General features: G+C 66.6%; 21 protein-coding genes. 13 read left to right on the top strand and 8 right to left on the bottom strand.

Going from position 1 to position 21,264, the window contains the following annotated elements; genetic code table 11:
• The 3 genes from ACH13J_RS11840 to ACH13J_RS11830 all read left to right on the top strand — a co-directional run.
• Positions 1-1,331 (top strand): aldehyde dehydrogenase family protein (locus ACH13J_RS11840; protein ID WP_397543543.1); only part of this gene is annotated, 1,331 nt, incomplete at its 5' end.
• Between the two features lie 83 nt (positions 1,332-1,414).
• Positions 1,415-2,161, top strand: a complete 747-nt coding sequence (locus tag ACH13J_RS11835) for a rhomboid family intramembrane serine protease (protein ID WP_397543542.1) — start codon at positions 1,415-1,417, stop codon at positions 2,159-2,161.
• On the top strand, positions 2,158-2,526 hold the full coding sequence (locus ACH13J_RS11830) for a GFA family protein (RefSeq protein ID WP_397543541.1): 369 nt from the start codon (positions 2,158-2,160) through the stop codon (positions 2,524-2,526). The genes ACH13J_RS11835 and ACH13J_RS11830 overlap by 4 nt, the downstream gene beginning before the upstream one ends.
• Positions 2,527-2,592: 66 nt before the next feature.
• On the opposite strand, the gene ACH13J_RS11825 is transcribed toward ACH13J_RS11830, so the two are convergent.
• Together ACH13J_RS11825 and ACH13J_RS11820 are read right to left on the bottom strand one after the other, a co-directional pair.
• Positions 2,593-3,381 carry an inositol monophosphatase family protein gene (locus ACH13J_RS11825; RefSeq protein ID WP_397543540.1) on the bottom strand — a complete coding sequence of 263 codons (789 nt, stop codon included), beginning with the start codon at positions 3,379-3,381 and terminating at the stop codon, positions 2,593-2,595.
• A gap of 68 nt (positions 3,382-3,449) precedes the next feature.
• Positions 3,450-4,301: a LysR substrate-binding domain-containing protein gene (locus tag ACH13J_RS11820; protein ID WP_397543545.1), complete on the bottom strand. Its 852-nt coding sequence runs from the start codon at positions 4,299-4,301 to the stop codon at positions 3,450-3,452.
• A gap of 138 nt (positions 4,302-4,439) precedes the next feature.
• Between ACH13J_RS11820 and ACH13J_RS11815 the strand changes: the two genes are divergently transcribed.
• Positions 4,440-5,321 carry a phytanoyl-CoA dioxygenase family protein gene (locus ACH13J_RS11815; RefSeq protein ID WP_397543539.1) on the top strand — a complete coding sequence of 294 codons (882 nt, stop codon included), beginning with the start codon at positions 4,440-4,442 and terminating at the stop codon, positions 5,319-5,321.
• Complete coding sequence (locus ACH13J_RS11810) at positions 5,321-5,941, top strand: HD domain-containing protein (protein WP_397543544.1); 621 nt, start codon at positions 5,321-5,323, stop codon at positions 5,939-5,941. The genes ACH13J_RS11815 and ACH13J_RS11810 overlap by 1 nt, the downstream gene beginning before the upstream one ends.
• Positions 5,942-5,945: 4 nt before the next feature.
• On the opposite strand, the gene ACH13J_RS11805 is transcribed toward ACH13J_RS11810, so the two are convergent.
• Positions 5,946-7,292 (bottom strand): cation:dicarboxylate symporter family transporter, encoded by a 1,347-nt coding sequence (locus tag ACH13J_RS11805; RefSeq protein ID WP_397543538.1) that lies wholly within the window; start codon positions 7,290-7,292, stop codon positions 5,946-5,948.
• A 167-nt stretch (positions 7,293-7,459) separates the two neighbouring features.
• Here ACH13J_RS11805 and ACH13J_RS11800 point away from each other — a divergent pair, with 167 nt between their 5' ends.
• The 3 genes from ACH13J_RS11800 (at position 7,460) to ACH13J_RS11790 (ending at position 11,766) form a co-directional block, all read left to right on the top strand.
• Positions 7,460-10,318, top strand: coding sequence for a valine--tRNA ligase (locus ACH13J_RS11800; RefSeq protein ID WP_397543537.1), 2,859 nt, complete (start codon positions 7,460-7,462; stop codon positions 10,316-10,318).
• A 108-nt stretch (positions 10,319-10,426) separates the two neighbouring features.
• A complete protein-coding gene (locus ACH13J_RS11795) occupies positions 10,427-11,533 on the top strand; it encodes a pyridoxal phosphate-dependent aminotransferase (protein ID WP_397543536.1) in 1,107 nt (368 codons plus the stop codon).
• Positions 11,534-11,589: 56 nt separating this feature from the next.
• A complete protein-coding gene (locus tag ACH13J_RS11790) occupies positions 11,590-11,766 on the top strand; it encodes a hypothetical protein (protein WP_397543535.1) in 177 nt (58 codons plus the stop codon).
• Between the two features lies 1 nt (position 11,767).
• Here ACH13J_RS11790 and ACH13J_RS11785 read toward each other — a convergent pair whose 3' ends face one another.
• Positions 11,768-12,967, bottom strand: coding sequence for an aminotransferase class V-fold PLP-dependent enzyme (locus tag ACH13J_RS11785; RefSeq protein WP_397543534.1), 1,200 nt, complete (start codon positions 12,965-12,967; stop codon positions 11,768-11,770).
• 144 nt (positions 12,968-13,111) lie between these two features.
• Here ACH13J_RS11785 and ACH13J_RS11780 point away from each other — a divergent pair, with 144 nt between their 5' ends.
• Positions 13,112-13,795, top strand: coding sequence for a tyrosine-protein phosphatase (locus ACH13J_RS11780; protein ID WP_397543533.1), 684 nt, complete (start codon positions 13,112-13,114; stop codon positions 13,793-13,795).
• Here ACH13J_RS11780 and ACH13J_RS11775 read toward each other — a convergent pair.
• Positions 13,792-14,463: a TIGR04283 family arsenosugar biosynthesis glycosyltransferase gene (locus ACH13J_RS11775; protein ID WP_397543532.1), complete on the bottom strand. Its 672-nt coding sequence runs from the start codon at positions 14,461-14,463 to the stop codon at positions 13,792-13,794. The genes ACH13J_RS11780 and ACH13J_RS11775 overlap by 4 nt on opposite strands.
• 65 nt (positions 14,464-14,528) lie before the next feature.
• Here ACH13J_RS11775 and ygfZ point away from each other — a divergent pair, with 65 nt between their 5' ends.
• Both ygfZ and ACH13J_RS11765 read left to right on the top strand, forming a co-directional pair.
• Positions 14,529-15,260: a CAF17-like 4Fe-4S cluster assembly/insertion protein YgfZ gene (gene ygfZ / locus ACH13J_RS11770; protein WP_397543531.1), complete on the top strand. Its 732-nt coding sequence runs from the start codon at positions 14,529-14,531 to the stop codon at positions 15,258-15,260.
• On the top strand, positions 15,257-16,057 hold the full coding sequence (locus ACH13J_RS11765; RefSeq protein WP_397543530.1) for a fructosamine kinase family protein: 801 nt from the start codon (positions 15,257-15,259) through the stop codon (positions 16,055-16,057). The genes ygfZ and ACH13J_RS11765 overlap by 4 nt, the downstream gene beginning before the upstream one ends.
• A gap of 3 nt (positions 16,058-16,060) precedes the next feature.
• On the opposite strand, the gene efp is transcribed toward ACH13J_RS11765, so the two are convergent.
• Positions 16,061-16,624, bottom strand: a complete 564-nt coding sequence (gene efp, locus ACH13J_RS11760) for an elongation factor P (protein WP_397543529.1) — start codon at positions 16,622-16,624, stop codon at positions 16,061-16,063.
• A gap of 218 nt (positions 16,625-16,842) precedes the next feature.
• Here efp and ACH13J_RS11755 point away from each other — a divergent pair, with 218 nt between their 5' ends.
• The gene (locus tag ACH13J_RS11755; protein WP_397543528.1) at positions 16,843-17,178 is read left to right on the top strand and encodes a DUF6280 family protein; all 336 of its coding nucleotides are present in this window, start codon (positions 16,843-16,845) and stop codon (positions 17,176-17,178) included.
• A 154-nt stretch (positions 17,179-17,332) separates the two neighbouring features.
• On the top strand, positions 17,333-18,787 hold the full coding sequence (locus ACH13J_RS11750; RefSeq protein WP_397543527.1) for a cobyric acid synthase: 1,455 nt from the start codon (positions 17,333-17,335) through the stop codon (positions 18,785-18,787).
• 88 nt (positions 18,788-18,875) lie between these two features.
• Here ACH13J_RS11750 and ACH13J_RS11745 read toward each other — a convergent pair whose 3' ends face one another.
• Positions 18,876-19,757 (bottom strand): hypothetical protein, encoded by an 882-nt coding sequence (locus ACH13J_RS11745; protein ID WP_397543526.1) that lies wholly within the window; start codon positions 19,755-19,757, stop codon positions 18,876-18,878.
• A gap of 72 nt (positions 19,758-19,829) precedes the next feature.
• Complete coding sequence (locus ACH13J_RS11740) at positions 19,830-21,239, bottom strand: TolC family outer membrane protein (RefSeq protein WP_397543525.1); 1,410 nt, start codon at positions 21,237-21,239, stop codon at positions 19,830-19,832.
• Between the last annotated feature and the right edge of the window lie 25 nt (positions 21,240-21,264).

Here is a 21,264-nt window from a genome sequence, read left to right as displayed (position 1 = left end):
CCGCCGACGGCGTACTCGTAGGCCACGGGCCAGCCATCCGCGCCCGGCACCACGCTCATCCGGTCCGACCGCAGCACGTGAACTTCATCCGGCAGATGATCCTCGCCCGCACCGACACCGCCCGCAAGATCCGCGCCGCCATGGCCGACAACCTCGCCCCCGGCGCGCCGCTCATCGCGGAAACCGGCGGGCTGAACGCGATGATCGTGGATTCCACGGCCCTGCCCGAGCAGGCCGTGCAGGCGATCGTGGAATCCGCCTTCCAGTCGGCCGGGCAACGCTGCTCGGCGCTGCGCTGCCTCTACGTGCAAGAGGACATCGCCGACAGCTTCATCGAAATGCTGACCGGCGCGATGGACGCCCTCAGGCTCGACAAGCCATGGCACCTGCACACCGATGTCGGGCCGGTCATCGACGCCGAGGCGCAGCAGAGCATCGACGCGCATATCCAGACTGCCCGCGCCGAGGGCCGCCTGATCCACGAGCTCAAGACGCCCAACGCCGGCACTTTCATCGCGCCCACCCTGATCAAGGTGAACGGCATCAACGATCTGGAGCGCGAGATATTCGGCCCCGTGCTGCACCTTGCAACCTACAAGGCCGGCCAGCTCGACCGCGTGATCGAGGATATCAACGGGACGGGCTATGGCCTGACCTTTGGCCTGCAGACCCGCATCGACGACCGCGTGCAACACGTCACCGAGCGTGTCCATGTCGGCAACATGTACGTCAACCGCAACCAGATCGGCGCCATCGTGGGCAGCCAGCCCTTCGGCGGCGAGGGGCTGTCCGGCACCGGCCCCAAGGCAGGCGGGCCCCACTATCTTGCACGGTTCACCCGTCCGGGCACGCCCGAGCAAGGCGGCGAATGGTCCGAAGAAATGGGCGAAAGCGATCTCTCAAAGGCGTTGGCGCGGGCTAATGTCGGGCAGGAGATGCGGCTCGACGACATCGTGTTGCCCGGACCCACGGGCGAATCGAACCGGCTGGGCACCTACCGCCGCCCGGCGCTGCTCTGCCTCGGCCCGGGGGCCGAGGCCGCCAAGGCGCAGGCGAACGCGGTGCGCGACCTCGGCGGCGCGGCCGTCGAGGCCACCGGCCATGTCGGGCCGGACCTGCTGAGCCGTCTCGACGGAATGTCGGGCGCGATCTGGTGGGGCGATGCCGAGACGGGCCGGAACTACGCGCAGGCGCTCGCGCAACGCGATGGCCCGATCCTGCCGCTCGTCACCGGCCAACCGGACAAGGGCCATGTCTGTCACGAACGGCATGTCTGCGTCGATACCACCGCATCGGGCGGGAACGCGGCATTGCTTGGCGGCATGTCCTGACAGGATCGGTGCGCGCGACCGCGCGCGCCGGCCGCGAAAAACTTGTGCTTTCCGACGGCGGGCAACCGCGCTAGCTATGGCGCATGATCCCGATCCGCGATCACAACCCGTCGGGCCGCGTGCCCTACGTGACCTACGCGCTGATGGCCGCCAATATCGGCATATTCCTCGCGTACTGGCCGCTGTTCAACGACCCGCGCGCGCTCAACGCCTTCTTCATGGACTGGGCGATGGTGCCGGTCCTGGTCACGCGGGAGGGCACGTATTTCAACATGCTCAGCTCGATGTTCATGCACGGCGGGATCATGCATCTTGCGGGCAACATGCTGTTCCTGTGGATCTTCGGCGACAACATGGAAGAGGAGATGGGCCACCTGGGTTACCTGCTCTTCTATCTCGCCTGCGGCATCGGCGCGGCGCTGGCGCATGTTCTGGCCGCGCCGTATTCGTCGGTGCCCACGGTGGGCGCCTCCGGCGCGATCGCCGGCGTGATGGGCGGGTATCTCCTGCTCTTTCCCAAGGCGCGCGTGGATATCCTCGTCATCTTCGTATTCTTCATCCAGATCATCACCATCCCGGCCTGGATCATGCTGGCGCTCTGGTTCACCTTCCAGCTGTTCGGCGGCGCAGGCATGGACGCGGCACAGGGCGGCGTGGCCTACTGGGCGCATGCCGGCGGATTCGTGGTCGGGGCGGCACTGACCCTTCCGCTGCTGCTACGGCACGGCGGTGCCCGCTTCTGGCGCAGGACGCACGGCCACCCACCGCACCCTGACGCAGACTACCGCTACGTGCGCACGAAGGTCCCAAGGGTCAGGAAAAGACAATGAATGCAACACGGGCAACCTGTCACTGCGGGACGGTGGAGTTGCGTATCGAGATGCCCGCGGACGGGCTGGCCGGCGCGCATCGCTGCGATTGCAGCTTCTGCCGGCGCCGTGCGGCGGCAACGATCAGTGTCCCGCTGAACTGCCTAGAGGTGGTCAAGGGTGCCGACAGGCTCTTGCTCTATCAATGGAACACCGGGACGGCGCGGCATTACTTCTGTTCCGTCTGCGGAATCTACACCCATCACAGGCGACGGTCCAACCCGCACGAATACGGCGTGAACATCGGTTGCATCGAGGGGATCAATCCCGCCGAACTTGAGCCGATCCCGTGGGCGGACGGCGTGAACCACCCCTCCGACAGCTAGCGCTCATCGGGCCTCGCCGCGGTCCTTTTCGCGAAGAAAGCCCGCAAGGGCTTGATGAGCGTGCCGTCAGGCGCCGCGGATCGTGGCGGCGAAGCGGTCGAAAACCTGGTCATTGGCGCAGATCACCTCGCCATCCTCCAGGATGTCGCCCCCCTCGCGGACCGGCCCGGCCAGACCGCCTGCCTCGCGCACGATCACCAGCCCGGCGGCAAGGTCCCATGCGTTCAGGCGCCGTTCCCAGAACCCCTCGTACCGGCCGGCCGCCACGTAGGCCATGTCCAGCGCGGCAGATCCCCACCGGCGCACGCCGGCGCAGCCCGGCATGAGCCGGGCAAGATCCTGCAGTGTCTGAGGCAGGTCGGACCGCCCGCCGAAGGGAACGCCCGTGGCAAAGACCGATTCGATCATACGCGACCGCTTGGATACCCTCAGCCGCGTCTCGTTCAGCCACGCGCCCTCGCCCTTCTCGGCCACGAACAGCTCGTCCTTGGCCGCGTCGAAGATCACGCCCGCCACGACCTGCCCCTTGTGCTCCAGAGCGATCGAGACCGCCCAGTGCGGCAGGCCGTGCAGGAAGTTCGTCGTCCCGTCCAGCGGGTCGACCAGCCAGCGGCGCGTGGGGTCCTCGCCGTCCTCGCCGCCGCCCTCCTCGGCCAGCCAGCCGTAATTGGGGCGGGCGCCGCGCAGCTCGTCCTTGAGGATCTTCTCCGCCGCGATATCGGCCCGGCTGACGAAATCGCCCGCGCTTTTCATCGAGGCCTGCAGGTTTTCCACCTCGCGGAAATCCTTGACCAGCGACCGCCCGGCCTTGCGCGCCGCCTTGATCATTATGTTGAGGTTGGCGCTGCCATGCATGGCGGGGGCTCCTTACCGGGTCAGGGCGGGCGTATACGCCGGGGCCGCTGGCGTGACAAGGGGCGCTCTCACAGCCGCTTGCAAAGCCCCATCAGCCACCCACGGAAGGCCGTGGCGGGCGGGCGCAGGCTGGCGCGGTCGGGATAGACGAGATGATACCCCTCGCGCCCCTCCACCTCGACACCGGGCAGGCAGGCCACGAGCCCCGCCTCGCGCATCGCCTTGTCCGAGGCTGGCGCGCGCGCCAGCGCCACGCCCATCCCCTCCGAGGCCAGCGCCATCGCCATGCGCGTGTTGTCGGCATAGGCATGACGCACATCGCGCGGCGCCACGCCCAGCTCACCCAGCATGTAGGCCCAGCCCGCGCGATGCGTCGTCACCTCGATCAGCCGGTGCGCGAGCAAGTCCTGCGGGGCCTCGATCGCCGCCGCAACCTCCGGCCGCGCCACCGGGTAAAGCCTTTCACCCAAGAGGAAATCCCCCTCCGAACCGAAGCTCAACGGATTGCCGAAGATCACTTGCAGATCGGCGTAGCGCTGAACGATCTCGGTAATGTCGTTGGCGGTGGTGAGCATGAGCGCCACCTGCGGCGCGGCGGCCTCGAAGGCGGCCAGCTGCGGCGCGAGCACCCCGTGCGCGAAGATGAGCGAGGACTCCACGTAAAGCTGTTGCGCGCGGGCCGGACCAAAAAGCCCTTCGGTCGCGGCCTGCACCGTCAGCAGCGCCTGCTGCACACCCGGAAGGTAGGCCCGCCCCACCTCGGTAAGCCGCACCGCGTGGGCTCGGCGGATGAAGAGCTTGGACCCCACCCTCTCTTCCAGCGCGCGGACCTGCTGGCTCACCGCCGCAGCGCTCATGTTGAGTTCGTCGGCAGCGCGGGCGAAGCTCTCGCAGCGCGCCGCCGCCTCGAAGACGCGCAGCCAGTTGAGAGAGGGGACGGGAACACTGATGCCCGCAAGGCTAAGCTCAACTTGGCCTCAGCGTCCAGCACCCCCGTGCTGCGATCCGCGCCCCATGCGTTAATGTGCCCGAAACATACATGAAGAGGAACCCGGGACATGCCCGACACCATCCCCCTCTCGCAAGGCCGGCTGGCCGCAGATCAGGTCGCCCGCTACCGCGAAGACGGCTATCTTCATCCCATCGACATCATGCCGCCCGATGAGGCCGCGGGGCTGCGCGCCGAGCTGGAGGCGCTGGAGGCCGAATGGCTCGACAACGGCCTGCCGCTTCCGCTCAACACCTACAAGCGCATCAACGCCCACGCGGTGATCCCGCTGGCCCACCGCGTCGCCGCGGACCCGCGCGTGCTCGACGTGGTCGAAGGCATCCTAGGGCCGGATATCCTCATCTGGTCCACCGAATTCTTCATCAAGGAGCCGGGCACCAAATCGGTCGTCTCAATGCACCAGGACCTCACCTATTGGGGGTTCGGCGCGGTGGAAAACCTCGTCACCGCGTGGATCGCGCTCTCGCCGGCCACGCCCCAATCGGGCTGCATGGATTTCGTGCGCGGCAGCCACCGCAACCCGATCCTGCCCCACGAAGACACCGACGACGAGAACAACCTGCTTTCGCGCGGGCAGGAGATCCGCGTCGAGGTGGCACAGGAAGACCGCGTGCCGGCGATCCTTCAACCCGGCCAGGTGTCGCTCCATCACGGGCTGATGATCCACGGGTCCGGGCCGAACAGCTCCGATGACCGCCGCATCGCGGTGGCCGTGCGCTTCTGCTCGCCCGAGATCGCGCAGCAGGTCGCCGAGAAGGATTACGCCATCCTCGCCCGCGGGGCCGACCGCACCGGCAACTTCATCAATTTCACCCCGCCGCGCACGCCATTTGCGCCCGAGAGCCTCGCGCTCTACGATGAAATCCGGCAGGCGCAATCAGCGTCCCTCATGAACGGCGCAAAGGCAGACACGAAAGGCTTCTACGGATGATGGACAAGGTCAGCTTCACCCAGATGAAGGACGGCACGAAAGAGGATTACGAGTTCCTCACGGCCCACGAGATCGATCACACAAGGCACACCGCCAAGCGGCTGCTGAAGGCGCTGGTGGAGCTGGACGAGAGCCTATCGGGCTACCAGATCACGCGGCTCGGCCACTCGGTGCAATCGGCCACCCGGGCCTGGCGCGACGGGGCGGATACCGACTGGGTGGTATCGGCGCTACTGCACGATATCGGCGACATCTACGCGCCCTACAACCACGACGAATACGCCGCCACGATCCTCAAGCCCTTCGTGCGCGAGCAATGCACGTGGGTGGTGGAAAAACATGGCGATTTCCAGCTGGCCTATTACGGCCACCATGTCGGCGCGGACCCCGACAAACGCGAGGCTTATCGCGGCCACCCGTATTTCGACGACTGCGCCACGTTCTGCGAGCGCTGGGACCAGGCCAGCTTTGATCCCGATTACGACGATCTTCCGCTCGACTTCTTCGCCCCCATGGTCGAGGAGGTATTCGCCCGCACCCCCTATGATCCGGAGGTCGTCCGCCCGGGCGAGCGCGCGCCGCTGACGGACGCCGGCGTGGCCGCGGAGCGCCGGGAATAGACGGTCAGGCGGGCCTGCCCCCGTCACCGGGGGTGCCCGCCTCTCCGACCGCACGCAGCAGCACCGCCGCGACCAGATCGCCCGTGACGTTCACCGCCGTCCGGCACATGTCGAGCAGACGGTCCACGCCGAGGATGATGACCATCCCCTCGACAGGAATACCCATGCCGGTGGCGACATTGATCAGGATGGCGATGCTGACGCCCGGCGTGCCCGGCGCGCCGATGCTGGAGGCCACCAGCGTACCGACGACAAGCGCGATCTGCACGGGTGCGAGCTCCGCCCCCGCAAGCTGGGCCAGAAACAGGATCGCCACCGCCTGGTAGAGCGCGGTGCCCGCCATGTTCATCGTCGCCCCGAGCGGCACCACCAGGTTGGCGGTGCTTTCCGGCACGCCCAGCTGGCGCGCCGTCTGGATCGTGACCGGCATCACCGCCGAGGAACTGGAGGTCGAGAAGGCGAGCAAGAGATTGCCGCCGGCCGCCTCGAAAAAGCGGCGCGGGCTCACGCGGGCGAGAACCAGCGCCAAAGCAAGGTAGAGACACAAAAGCGCCGCCAGCCCCAGCAGCACAACCCCGACATAGCCGGAAATGCCGATCATCGTCTCCACCCCCGTGCGCATCACCAGCTGGGCCATCAGGCCGAACACGGCGTAAGGGGCAAGGAACATCGCCCATTTGACGATGTTCATGGAAATCGACAGCAGCGCGTCCATCAGCGCAAGAAACGGGGCGGCACGGTCGTTCTGGACCTGCGTGACGGATATGCCCACCAGCAGCGCCAGCACCACGACCGCGAGCATGTCTCCCTTCACGATCGAGGCGGTGGGATTGGCCGGCAGCACGTTCACGATCAGGTCAGGCAGCGCGGACGGTTCGGTCAACCCGTTCCCGTCCGCAATGTCCGGCGCCGGTGGCGCCGCGCGCGTGGGCAGCGGCGGCGGTTCGGACAAGGCGGCGATCCCGGCGCCGGGGTGCAGCCACAGGGCCAGCGCCACCCCGAGCGCTGCCGCCGACGTGCTGGTCAGCAGGATGAACGCCGCAAGCCTCAGACCGACCGCGCGCAGAGCCTCACCCGACCCGGCGCCGGCCAGCCCGCCAACGATCGACGAGAATATCAGCGGCACCAGAACCATGGCGATCAACGCAAGGAAAATCTGGCCGGGCAGCGCCAGCCAGAGACCGATCACCTCGGCGGTTGCGGGCGCCACCAGCCCCGCCGTCGGGCTCAGGACGAGGCCGAGACCGAACCCCAGCACCATGCCCGCGATCACCTGCGCCCAGAGCCGCGAGGTGATCCACACCCGCAGCTTGAACCTGTGGCGCGCGATCTGCACCGGCGCATTTTGCATGTCTGCAGTCATTGGCAGCTTGTAGCACGGCCCTTGCAGGGGTTTAAGCCCGACGCCGCCCGGCGCGGCGCACCGGGGGCAAAGCCCCTAAACGGCTTTTCCTTCGCCCGGACATTCGCTATTCGAGGCCCGATCGAGGACAGGCGAGACTGCGGGGACCGCGACAGATGGCGATGGACAAGACATTCAACGCGGCCGAGGCCGAGGGCCGCATCTACGAGGCATGGGAGAGCGCCGGCGCCTTCGAGGCCGGCGCGAACGCGCGCGAGGGCGCGGACCCCTTCTGCATCATGATCCCGCCGCCCAACGTGACGGGCAGCCTGCACATGGGGCACGCCTTCAACAACACCCTTCAAGACATCCTGATCCGATGGCACCGCATGCGCGGCTTCGACACGCTCTGGCAGCCCGGTCAGGACCACGCGGGCATCGCGACCCAGATGGTCGTCGAACGCCAGCTCGGCGAACAGGGTCTCAAGCGGACCGATTTCACGCGGGAGGCGTTCCTCGCAAAAGTCTGGGAATGGAAAACCCATTCGGGTGGCCAGATCATCAACCAGCTCAAGCGTCTCGGCGCCTCCTGCGACTGGTCGCGCAACGCCTTCACCATGTCCGGCGCCCCCGGCGCGCCCGAGGGCGAGGATGGCAATTTCCACGACGCCGTCATCAAGGTGTTCGTGGACATGTACCACAAGGGCCAGATCTACCGCGGCAAGCGGCTGGTCAACTGGGATCCGCATTTCGAGACCGCCATCTCGGACCTCGAGGTGGAGAACGTCGAGACGCCCGGGGCGATGTGGCGCTTCAAGTACCCGCTCGCGGGCGGCGAGACATATACCTATGTCGAGCGCGACGACGACGGCAATGTCGTGCTGGAGGAAGAGCGCGACTATATCTCGATCGCCACCACCCGCCCCGAGACGATGCTGGGCGACGGCGCGGTGGCGGTGCACCCCTCGGACGAACGCTATGCCCCGATCGTCGGCAAGCTCTGCGAGATCCCGGTCGGCCCGAAAGAGCACCGCCGCATGATCCCGATCATAACCGACGACTACCCCGACCCTGATTTCGGCTCGGGGGCGGTCAAGATCACCGGCGCGCACGACTTCAACGACTACGAGGTGGCCAAGCGCGGCGGCATCCCGATGTATCGCCTTATGGACACCAAGGCCCACATGCGCGACGACGGCCCGGATTACGCCACCTGCGCCGCCCGCGCGCAGGAAATCGCCAACGGCGCGGATTTCACCATCGAGGAGGTCGATGCTCTGAACCTCGTGCCCGACGACCTGCGCGGGCTGGACCGTTTCGAGGCGCGCAAGAGGGTCGTCGACCAGATCACCGGTGAAGGGCTCGCCGTGATGAGCGAGAATGACCAGGGCGAGACCGTGCCTTTCGTGGAAAACAAGCCGATCATGCAGCCTTTCGGCGACCGCTCGAAGGTCGTGATCGAGCCCATGCTGACCGACCAGTGGTTCGTGGACACGAAAAAGATCGTCGGCCCGGCGATCGACGCCGTCCGCTCGGGCGAGGTCAACATCATGCCCGAGCAGGACCGCAAGGTCTACTTCCACTGGCTTGAGAACATCGAGCCGTGGTGCATTTCCCGCCAGCTCTGGTGGGGCCACCAGATCCCGGTGTGGTACGACGCGGACGGCAACCAGTACTGCGCCGCGACGGAGCAAGAGGCGCAGGCACAGGCCGGCGGGAAGCCCTTGACGCAGGATGAGGACGTGCTCGACACGTGGTTCTCCTCCGGGCTCTGGCCCATCGGCACGCTGGGATGGCCCGAGGACACCAAGGAGCTGGAAAAATACTTCCCCACCAGCGTGTTGGTGACCGGGTTCGACATCATCTTCTTCTGGGTCGCGCGGATGATGATGATGCAGTACGCCGTGGTCGGGCAGAAGCCGTTTTCCCATGTCTACGTCCATGCCCTCGTCCGCGACGAGAAGGGCAAGAAGATGTCGAAGTCTCTGGGCAACGTGCTCGACCCCATCGAGCTGATCGAGGAGTACGGGGCCGACGCGGTGCGCTTCACGCTCACGGCGATGGCCGCCATGGGCCGCGACCTCAAGCTCAGCCCGCAACGCATCGCCGGCTACCGCAATTTCGGGACAAAGCTGTGGAACGCCGCCCGCTTTGCCGAGATGAACGGCGCCACGGGCTCGTCGGGCACCGTGCCGCAGCCGGAGGCGACCGTGAACCGCTGGATCGTCGGCGAGACCGCGCGGGTGCGCCAGACCGTCGACACCGCGCTGGAGCAGTTCCGGTTCAATGACGCGGCCAACGCGCTCTACGCCTTCGTCTGGGGCAAGGTCTGTGACTGGTACGTGGAGTTCTCCAAGCCGCTCCTGATGGACGGGGACGAGGGCACCCGCACCGAAACGCAGGTGACGATGGCGTGGGTGATCGACCAATGCCTGATCCTGCTGCATCCCATCATGCCCTTCATCACCGAGGAGCTCTGGGGCACCCTGGGCGAGCGCGACAAGATGCTCATCCACGCCGACTGGCCCGCCTACGGCGACGAGTTGATCGACGAGGCGGCCGACCGCGAGATGAACTGGGTCATCGCGCTGATCGAGTCGATCCGGTCCGCGCGGGCACAGGTGCACGTGCCGGCGGGGCTGGACATCCCCGTTTTGGTGACCGAACTCGACGAGGCCGGCCAGCGTGCCTGGGAACGAAACGAGATGATGATCAAGCGGCTGGCCCGTATCGACAGCCTGACCCGTGCCGAGACGCTGCCCAAGGGCTGCATCACCGTGGCGGTGGAAGGTGGCAATTTCGGCCTGCCCCTGGCCGACGTGATCGACGTGGCCGAGGAACAGGCGCGGCTCGAAAAGACACTCGGCAAGCTCGAGAAGGAGCTGGGCAGCCTGCGCGGTCGGCTGAACAACCCCAAGTTCGTGGAAAGCGCGCCCGAGGACGTGGTCGAGGAGGCCCGCGAAAACCTGCGCGCCCGCGAGGAGGAGGAAACCAAGCTGCGCGCCGCGCTGGCCCGGCTGGCCGAGCTGGGCTGACAGGCGCCGCCGCACGGGCGCGATACCGGCGCCGCCCGGCCAGCCGGGGTTTCGGGCGCGCGGTCCGTCCGCTTGCACTTCGGCGCGCGATCGCTTTAGCTGCGCGCCATGACCGGACCGCGTTACACCGACCTCGTCGCCAGCCTGCCCGCCAGCGTGCCCTTTGTCGGGCCGGAGGAACAGGAACGCGCCCGCGGCGCCCCGTTCCATGCCCGTCTCGGTGCGAACGAGAGCCTGTTCGGCCCCTCGCCGGCGGCCGTGTCGGCAATGCAGGCCGCGGTGCCGGAGATCTGGAAATACGGCGAGCCCGACAGCCATGCGCTACGCCATGCCCTGGCTGCGCACAACCGGGTGAAGCCGGAAAACATCGTTGTCGGCGAAGGGATCGACGGCCTGCTTGGCAACCTTGTGCGGCTGCTGGTGGCGCCGGGAGACACGGTGGTGACCTCCGATGGCGCATATCCCACGTTCAACTACCATGTGGCCGGCTTCGGCGGGACGCTGCAGAAGGTGCCCTACCGAAACGACCGCGAGGATCCGCAGGCGCTGTTCGCCAAGGCGCGCGAGACGGACGCCAAGATCGTCTACCTTTCCAACCCTGACAACCCGATGGGCACGTGGCACAGCGGAGAGACCATCGCCACCATGCTCGATGATCTGCCGGACGGCACGTTGCTGGTGCTCGACGAGGCCTATGTCGAGTTCGCGCCGGACGGTACCGCTGCGCCGATCGCGGCGGACGATCCCCGCGTGATCCGCATGCGAACGTTTTCAAAGGCTTACGGTATGGCCGGGGCCCGCATCGGCTATGCAATGGGACATCCCGGGCTCATCCGTGGTTTCGACAAGATACGTAACCATTTCGGCATCAACCGTGTGGCCCAGGCCGGGGCGCTGGCTGCGCTCGGGGATCAGGGCTGGCTGGCCGAGGTGCGGGATCGCACCGCCGGCGCACGCGAAGAAATCGCCCGTATCGCCCATGACAACGGCCTTGCCGCCCTGCCTTCGGCCGCCAACTTCGTGGCTGTCGATTGCGGCGGGGACGGCGATTTCGCCCGCCGCGTCCTCTCGGGCCTGGTGGAGCGCGGGGTATTCGTGCGCATGCCCTTCGTCGCCCCGCAGGACCGATGCATCCGCATCAGCTGCGGCCGGCCAGAGGACATGGCCGTGCTGGCAAGGATCCTTCCCGAGGCGCTGGCGGAGGCCCGCGCGTGACAGCGCCGGTACAAAATTTGATCTGACAAGCCCGATTCCCGCGCTAGGATTTCGTCATGCGACGCGGGAACCTTCAGAAAGCGCCCGACTATACGAATGCCGCACTCATCATGGGGCTTGTGAACTTGCTGTGGCTTTTCATCGCCATCCGGGCCGCGTTCGGTCTGGCCGGCGTCGTGGCAGTGGCGTATGGCCTCAAGCTGCTGATAGACAGGATCGGTCGGCGCGGCTGAGCTAGGCCCCGCGCGCCAGCACCGCCGCTGCCGCCTCGACCGCGCCCGGCCCGCGGGGGATCTCGAGGGCAGACATCCCGGCCTCCATCGCGGCGAGAACGCCCAGCACCATGTGCCCGTTGACATGTCCCATGTGGCCGATCCGAAAGAAGCCGTCACCCCCCGGATCATCCTCGGTAGCCATGCCAAGCCCGATTCCAAGGGTTACGCCCGCCTCGGCCATCACCCAGTCCCGCAGGCGGGTGCCATCCGGCGCGTCGAGCGAGAGCGACGTCACCGCGCGGCTGCGATGTACCGGATCGGCCACGTTGAGGCGCAGCGCACCGGCTGCCCCCCAAGCGTCGCACGCCGCCCAGATAGCCTGCGCCAGCCGCTCGTGGCGTGCCCAGACAGCCTCGATCCCTTCGGCATGAATCATGTCCAGCGCGGCGCGCAAACCGTAGAGATGGTGGGTTGGCGCCGTGCCCCCGAAATACTGGTAGAATATCTCGGGTTCCGCCCGCGGCGCCCAGTCCCAGTATTTCGACACGCGCGGCAGGCCCGCGCGGGCCCGCGCCGCGCGGTCACTGAAAAACACGAATCCCAATCCCGGCGGCAGCATCAGCCCCTTCTGGCTGCCGGTCACGGCCACGTCCACGCCCCATGCGTCCATCTCGAAACGGTCGCACCCCAACGAGGCGATGCAATCCGCCATCAGCAACGCCGGATGCCCTGCCGCGTCGATCGCGCCGCGCAACGCGGCAACGTCGTTGAGCACCGAGGTGGAGGTGTCCACATGCGTTGCCAGCACGGCCTTGATGCTCCGCGCGGTATCGGCGCGCAAGACCGATTCCACCCGGTCGGGATCTGCCGGGGCGCTCCGCCCGAAATCGACCAGTTCCACCTCCAGCCCGAGGCTGCGGGCGACCTCGGCCCATCCGTGCCCGAAACGTCCCGTGGCAGGCACGAGCACCCGGTCACCGGGCTGCGCCACGTTGGCCAGTGCCGCCTCCCAGACGCCGTGGCCGTTGCTGATGTATATCGCCACGCTGCCCTGCGTGCGCGCCACGCGCCGCAGATCCGGGATGAGCCCCTCGGTCATCTCGATCAGTTCGCCGGCATAGATGTTCGGCGCGGCCCGGTGCATGGCCCGCAGAACGGCGTCCGGCACGACCGAGGGCCCGGGAATGGCGCGGTATGGATGGCCGCCTGCGTCGCTCATGTCTTGAAACCTCCCTGCTGACGGCGCGACTTTAGGGACCGGGGCGGGCGCGTCAATCGACGATACGCCGCTTGCCTTGACAGGACTTTGTCCCTAGATGGACGCGGCCCGGCACGCGCGCCGGGCACGCAACGCGGGAGCGCCATGAACCTCTTGAAAAGGATTTCCGACTGGGAACGGGACCTGCGCGCCTACTACAATACCGACCTGTCGACCCCCGAGAACCGCCGGCGCGCGCGGATCTACAACCTGTGGTTCGATCACGCCATCCTGCGCAAGGTCTGGACCAATTTCCACCCGGTTGCACCGGGCGTCTACCGCTCCAACCAGCCCACGCATGAACGCTTCGTCAGGCTCAAGCAAATGGGAATACGGTCGGTGCTCAACCTTCGCGGCGCCGCCGGGGCGGCGCATTACCTCGTGGAGGAGGAAAGCTGCCGTGAACTGGGGCTGGAACTGGTCAATGTCAGCTTCCACGCGCGTCACGCCGCCCCGGCCGAAGACATCGGAAAGGTGATCGAGGCGTTCCGCACGATCGGGAAACCGTTCGTCATGCACTGCAAGTCCGGCGCCGACCGGGCGGGGTTCGCCGCCGCGATCTATCTGCTCGTGATCGAGGGGCGCCCCGTGGCCGAGGCCCGGCGCATGCTGAGCGCCAGATACATCCATTTCCGCTGGACCCGGACGGGCGTACTCGACTACATCCTCGACCTCTACGAAGAGCGCAACGCCGCAAGCCCGATCGCCTTCGAGGATTGGATCGCGACGGAATACGACAACATGCAGGTGCAGACCGCGTTCAACGAAACCAAGCGGCCGATTTTCTAGTACCGCCGGGCAAGCCGTTCCGGATCCGCCCCCAGAAGATACCGCAGCAGCAGGGACAGGTTCCGCGCCCCCCGGCGAAACCATCCATCGCGCCGGTACTTCTGCGCGCTCGTCGTTACCTCGAGCGGCAGGCAAACCAGCCGCCCTTCGAGACGACGAACGAGGGCCACGTCCTCCATCAAAGGAATATCGGGATAGCCGCCGGACCGGTCATAAGCGTCACGCGACACCAGCAGCGCCTGGTCGCCATACGGCAATCCAAACCATCGCGCCCGCATGTTCGCCCACGCCGCCACGATCCGTGCCGGCACGCTTGAAGTGTCGAACCGCAGACGGAAAAACGCGGGCCGCCCACCGGGAAGATGGCCGATGACGCAGTCGGCCCAGCCGGTCGGCAGCACGGTATCCGCATGCAGGAAAAGAAGCCACTCGCCCTTGGCCGCCGCCGCGCCGCGCCGCAGCTGCCCCCCGCGCGATGCGGGGCCCTGCACCACTTCCGCGCCGGCGGCCTCGGCAATTGCCAGCGTGGCGTCGGTGGAGCCACCATCACTGATCACGAGTTCGCGTATCAGCCCCAAGCCGAGCCCCTCGGCCAGCGCCGGCAGGGATCGCTCCAGCCCGTCCGCGGCGTTCAGCGTCGGGATGACCACGGACAGTTTCGCACGCATGCCAAGCCCCTGTTGGACACCTCGCATGCACTTATATTACGAATGAAAATCGGATGGGAGGCGCGATGACACGCCAAATCTTTGAAATTTCCGGATCGGATGCCGAGCACTTTCTGCAGGGGCTCGTCACCAGCGACGTCGAGAAACTGGGCGACGGGCTGCTTTACACCGCGCTTCTGACCCCGCAGGGCAAGTACCTGGCAGACTTTTTCCTTTTCCGTCGGGGCGACTGCATCATGCTCGACGTGGACAGTTCGCTTGCCGGGGATCTCGCCAAGCGGCTCAACATGTACAAGCTGCGTGCCGACGTGAAGATCGCGGAAACGGACCTCAAGGTGTACCGCGGAACCGGCTCGCCGCCCGCGGGCGCGCTGGCCGATCCGCGGCACCCCGGGCTCGGCTGGCGGCTCTACGGTGACGAGGCAGGTAGCGACGGAACGGATTTCGACGCGATCCGCGTTGCCCACTGCATCCCCGAAACCGGGGTGGAACTGACGCCCGACACCTATATCGTCGAGGCCGGGTTCGACCGCATGAACGGCATAGATTTCCGCAAGGGGTGTTACGTCGGACAGGAGGTGATGGCGCGGATGCGCCACAAGACCCAACTCAACAAGGGGCTTGTTCCGGTCACTGTCGATGGCACGGCCCCGGTTGGCACCGAGATCATGGCCAACGGCAAACCGGCGGGCACACTCTATACCCAGTCCGGCGGGCGCGGCATCGCCTTTTTGCGCTTTAACCGGGCGAAGGGCGAAATGCAGGCGGGCGAGGCGACAGTCACGCGCGCTGAATGACCTGCGCCTCGCGCATCGAGGCCGGGATCGGTGCGCCGGTGAAGCGCCTGGTGCCGCTGCATGGCGGCGATCTGTCGACGGTGATGCGCGCCGAGCTTGCCGGCGGCGGCAGCGTCGTGGCGAAAACCGGGCCGACCGTCGCCGCCGAGGCACGCATGCTGCGCGCCATGGCGGACACTGGCGCGCCGGTTCCCCGCGTTTTGCACGTCGAGGACGGGCTGGCCGTGCTTGGATTCCTCGAAGAGACCGTGGCCACGCCGCCGGGATGGCGGGCGCTCGGGTCGGCGCTTGCCCGGCTGCACGCCACGCATGGCGACGCGTATGGCTGGCACGAGGACCATGCCTTGGGCGTCGTGGCGGTTCCCAACGGGGCGGCCGACCCATGGCCGCGTTTCTGGGCCGCGAACAGGTTGCGCCCGTCGCTGCCTGTGTTGCCCGCCGGTCTGGCCGCGCGGCTGGAGGCACTGTGCGACCGCCTGCCCGATCTCCTGCCGGCGGCCCCGCCCGCCAGCCTGCTGCACGGTGACATGTGGACCGGCAACGCACTCTTTTCGGGGGATCAGGCCTACCTAATCGACCCGTCGTGCTACCACGGTGACGCCGAGGTGGACCTGGCCATGCTGACCCTGTTCGCAAGCCCGCCAGCGGAGTTCTTCGCGGGATACGGCCCGCTGCAGACCGGTCACGAGGATCGCCGGCCCGTTTATCAACTTTGGCCGGCGCTCGTGCATTTTCGCCTGTTCGGCGGGGGCTACGGGCGTCTTGTCAGCCGCCTGCTGGATCGCTGCGGCGTGTAACGCTCAGGCGCGTTCGTCGTATTCCAGCGTTTCGGTGTTGATGACAACCGCCTCGTCCGGCCCGACGAACGGCGGCACCATGATCTTCACCCCGTTGTCGAGCACCGCGGGCTTGAAGCTGTTGGCCGCCGTCTGTCCCTTCACGACCGGCTCGGTCTCGGCCACGCGGCACGTAACCTTCTGGGGCAGCGTGGCATTGAGCGCCTCGGTCTCGTAGAATTCCACGGTGATCGTCATCCCGTCCTGAAGGAACGCGCGGCGTGCACCCAGTATGTCGGCGGGCAGCGAGGTCTGCTCGAACGTTTCGGCATCCATGAAATGAAGCAGCCCGTCATCCTCGTAGAGAAACTGCATGTCGCGCTGTTCAAGGCGCACCCGCTCCACCTTGTCGGCGCTGCGGAAACGTTCGTTGAGCTTGGAGCCGTTGCGCAGGTTGCGCAGTTCGACCTGCGCAAACGCACCGCCCTTGCCCGGCTTGACGTGCTCGACCTTGACCGCGCTCCAGAGGCCACCGTTATGTTCCAGGACATTGCCAGGGCGGATTTCGTTTCCGTTGATCTTGGGCATCGTGGCACTTCCATGTCGAAAGGTTGATCAAATCTCGTCCGACCCTATATCTTGAGCGGCGGTGCCGGGCAAGGTGACGATATATCGTGCTGCAACTGCAGAAAGCTATGCACTATATGCAAGCTAGCTATGCGTTTGCGGGCTATCCGAATCGATCAAACTCAGCCATAACCACCGTCACGCCGAAAAGACAAGAGCAATAACACCAAGGACGAATCATGAAGGATTTCGTTGACGGCACGGCCTTCAACGCCGAACAGGGCAACCGTGCGCGCAAACTTTTCGCGGCCGTGGTGCTGGCCGCGCTGGACGATGCCATCTCGGATGACAAGAAGTATGGCAACGGACCGGAACAGATCGCCCGCTGGGCGCGCTCGCGCGACGGGCGCGAAGTTCTCAGCTGCGCCGGCATCGACCCAAACGAGCGGGTCGTTTCCGGTCTCATGGAATTCGTGTCAAAGGGTGTGCGCACCTCCGTGGCCCTGTCGCGCGAGGAAAGCGAACGCCGCAACGCGGCGGCGCTGGCCCTCGCGGCACAGGCAGAAGCTGCCTGAAACCGGATCAACCGGCAAAGCGGATCTGCCCTGCCCCTGCGGCAGGGCTTTTTCGTTGACCATGCCGGTCCCCGATGCCGCCGCGGCGCCTCATGGCCTTCCCGCGCGCCGCTGCGCCTTGTAATGAGGCGGACAAGGACAGGAAAGGGACGGCATGGCGCAGTCGATCATGATCCAAGGCGCGGGATCGAACGTGGGCAAGTCGATGATCGTTGCCGGTCTGGCCCGGGCCATTGCCAATCGCGGCTTGAACGTCGCCCCTTTCAAACCGCAGAACATGTCCAACAACGCCGCCGTCACCGTGGATGGCGGCGAGATCGGACGGGCACAGGCGCTACAGGCGCTGGCCGCGCGCCGGCCGGCCCACACCGACATGAACCCGGTCCTGCTGAAGCCGGAAACCGACACCGGCGCGCAGGTCATCGTGCAGGGCAAGCGTTTCGCCACGCTGCGCGCCCGGGACTACGCGCAGGCAAAGCCGAAGCTCCTCGCCCCGACGCTGGACAGTTTCCACCGCCTCGGCGGTAGCGCGGATATTGTTCTGGTCGAAGGCGCCGGCAGCCCGGCAGAGATCAACCTGCGCGCCGGCGACATTGCCAACATGGGCTTCGCCGAGGCCGCCGGCGTGCCGGTCATACTCGTGGGCGACATCGACCGCGGCGGAGTGATCGCCCAGATCGTCGGCACCCGGGCCATTCTTGCCCCTGACGATTCCGCGCGGATCAAGGGCTTTGCCATCAACAAGTTCCGCGGCGACGTGAGCCTTTTCGACGATGGGCTGAAAGAGATCACGCAACGTACCGGCTGGCCCTCGCTCGGCGTTCTGCCGTGGTTCGAAGACGCGTGGCGCCTGCCTGCCGAGGACGTGATGGACATTCGCAGCACGCCGGGCGGCACCTTCAAGGTCGCGGTCCCGCGTCTCGGCCGCATCGCGAATTTCGATGACCTTGACCCGTTGTCAAGCGAGCCACAGGTCGATGTCGAGATCGTCGAGGCGGGCCGCCCCCTGCCCGGGGATGCCGATCTCGTTCTTCTGCCGGGCAGCAAGTCCACCATCGCCGATCTGGCACATTTTCGCGCGCAGGGCTGGGACATCGACCTGCAGGCACATATCAGGCGCGGCGGGCACGTGCTGGGCGTGTGCGGTGGCTACCAGATGCTTGGGCGCGAGATTGCCGATCCCGACGGGATCGAGGGGGCCCCGGGCTCCGTGCCGGGCCTTGGGCATCTGGACGTCGTGACGGTCATGAAGCCGGAAAAGCGGCTGGCGCTGACGCGGGCCGCCTATCTGCCCGGCAACGAGGTGGTCGAAGGCTACGAGATCCACCTCGGCGAAACCTCCGGCCCAGATTGCGCCCGCGCCTGGCTTAAGGTGCAGGAGCGCCCCGAAGGCGCGGCCAGCCCCGACGGCAAGATCCGGGGCTGCTACCTGCATGGGCTCTTCGCATCGGACGCGTTCCGCGCGCGCTACCTGTCCGAGCTGGGCGCCACATCGGATCTCGCCTTTACCAACAGCGTGGACGATGCGCTTGACGCGCTTGCCGCGCACATGGAGGCGCATTTCGATATCGACCTGCTTCTTGGCCTCGCCGAGCCTGTGAGGGCATAATGCCGGCGTGCGTGGCGAGTTTCGCGCAACGTGGCAGGTTTCTCCACGCCTTGCCGTAAGCCCCGGCCACACGATCGGCCAGAGGCCCCTACTCGACTCCCTGGCTCATCAGGGCGCGGTGAATCTCCCGGCGGACCAGCTTGCGCACGTTGCGGGTGATCCGCTCGCCAAGGGCGCCCTGCAGCTCCTCTCGGACGATCTCGCTCACCATGTCGCGAAGCGCGTCCTCGTCGATCACGGCATCGTCGGAATACCACGATGCTGCGTCCGCGCGCCCCCCGCCTGACCCGTGCGGGAGATCTTCGTCTTGCCCGGTTTCGGAGCCCGATGCATCGTCACGGGGCCGCGCGGGACCGTCCGCGCCCGGATCGTGATCGCGGCCGTCCTCGTCCTGCCACGGCAACGGTGTAACGGAGCCAGCGGAATAGGCCTCCTCGAAAGAGCCGTCAGGCTCCCACTCGTCATCCTGTTCGGCAACCGCGGCCTCGAAGCCCGCGATCCGGGCTTCCAGCTCAGCGAGGTCAACCTCGCCGCCATCCTCTCCGGTCGCGGGGGACGCCGCCGGCCCGGCATCGCCGTCCGTATCGTCGTCAAGGGCCAGGGCATCATGCGACGCCTCTTCCCACGCTTCCCCATCGGCGTCGTCATGATCCGCGACGGCATCCGGTTCCGGGTCAGGGACCGGCCCCTCGACGATTTCCGCGTCTTCAACCTCGTCGAAACGGTTTTCACGGCGCGGTGCGAAGGGCGGCTCCATGTCATAGCCGTACTCCGCCTCGTCCTCCGATCCAGGTGTCTCCGGCGACTCGTCCACGCGCTGCGCAGGGGTCAGGACCAGCTTTTCCCCCTCCACTTTCGTTTCCTGCTGCGGCGCGGTCTCGCCCTCTTCTTCGCGCTCCTCGGCAGACACAAGGCGGCGGATTGAGGACAGGACGTCCTCGATTTCCACGTTGGTTACGGGATCCGACATTTTGATTTACCACTCTAGCCTCGGGGCAGTTTACCCTCGCCGGCGTATCCGCACAACAATTTCAAAGCGTTTTTAGTTTTTGCCCAGGGCCCGCAGGACACGCTCCAGTTTCTGCCCCTGCGGACTGATCGGAACGGGGGCATCCTTGACCAGGTCGTAATACGTGGCCGGGTCGTAGGTTTTCACGTTGAGCCTGAGATCCTTCGCCGTCAGCTGGCCGATGCTTTCCAGAACAGTGTAGGCAGCGATGTAAAGATCCGCCTCGGCGGCGATCAGCCCGGCTTGCGCATCGAGGAAATCCTGCTCGGAATCCAGCACGTCCAGCGTGGTCCTGGCGCCGAGCTTGGCTTCCTCGCGCACGCCCTCGAAGGCCACGCGCGCAGCCCGCACCTGTTCCTGACCCGCTTGGCGGCTGGCCTGCGCGGCAAGAAGCGTGGCGTAGGCACTTCCCACATCCTGCGCGACCTGCAACCGCGTCTGGTGGAGCTGACCGCGCAGCGAATCGCGCCGTGCCAACGCCTGCCGAACCTGCGAGCTCAGCAGCCCGCCCTGATAGATCGGCCCCGAAACGGACACCCCCACGCTGCCGGTGCGCGTGTAGTCGCCGCCGCCCACTTCCTCGCCGGCCGACAGCCGCGTGGTGAGGTTCACGGTCGGCTTCATCGCGGCTCGGGCCGCGGATGCCGTAAGGTCCGCGGCCGCCACGTCGCGTTGTGCCTGTTTCATGTCGGGATGGTTGCGCAGCGCGATGCTCTTGGCAGCATCCACGTTGCCCGACAGGTTCGGCAGCTGCGCCGGTTGGCGCAAGTTGCCGGGCGCACGGCCGACCGCATTGCGGAATTCCTCGACCGCGCGGGTCAGGTCACCCCGGGCCGATGCCAGCCCGCTGCGCGCCGACGCAAGCTGCGCTTCCGCCAGCGCGACGTCGGTGCGGGTCACCTCGCCCACTTCGAACCTGTCCCGCGCCGCGCGCAGCTCTTCCTCGAGAAGCCGCAGGTTATTCTGGCGCACGGACAGCAATTCCCGCGCGCGACGCACGTTCATGAAGGCAGACACCGCGCGCAGCAGGACCTGCTGCTCGATGCTGCGCAACGCCTCGCGTGTGGCCAGAACCGTTTCCTTGGCCGCCTGCAGCTGCAGTTGCGAACGGCCGAAATCGTACAGCAGCAGATCGAGCGTGAGGGACAGCGTGGCATCGGTAGCAGAGATGCCATTGGAAACGCCGTTGTTTTCGATCCGGCCGAACTCGCGGCCCATCTCCGCGCGCCAGTTTATGATCGGTCGCAGCCCCGAGACAACCTGCGCCACGTCCTCGTCCGCCGCGCGCAGCAATGCACGGTTCTGCTCCAGCAGACCGCTGTTCTCGTAAGCGCTCACCAATGTCTGCGCCAGCGTTTCGGCCGTAACGGCCCTGGGCAGAAAACTCGCGAGTGCCGCGGCAAACAGCGCCCCCACGATCCGGCTCTTCCTCACGGCTGGCATCGTCTCTCGCTCCGTGGCTAGTTCC

Origin of the sequence: Roseovarius salis, assembly GCF_044472985.1 — a bacterium.
GTDB classification, from domain to species: Bacteria; Pseudomonadota; Alphaproteobacteria; order Rhodobacterales; family Rhodobacteraceae; genus Roseovarius; species Roseovarius salis.
The sequence above is the reverse complement of the archived record's forward strand: the minus strand, read 5'-3'. Positions and strand labels throughout refer to the sequence as shown.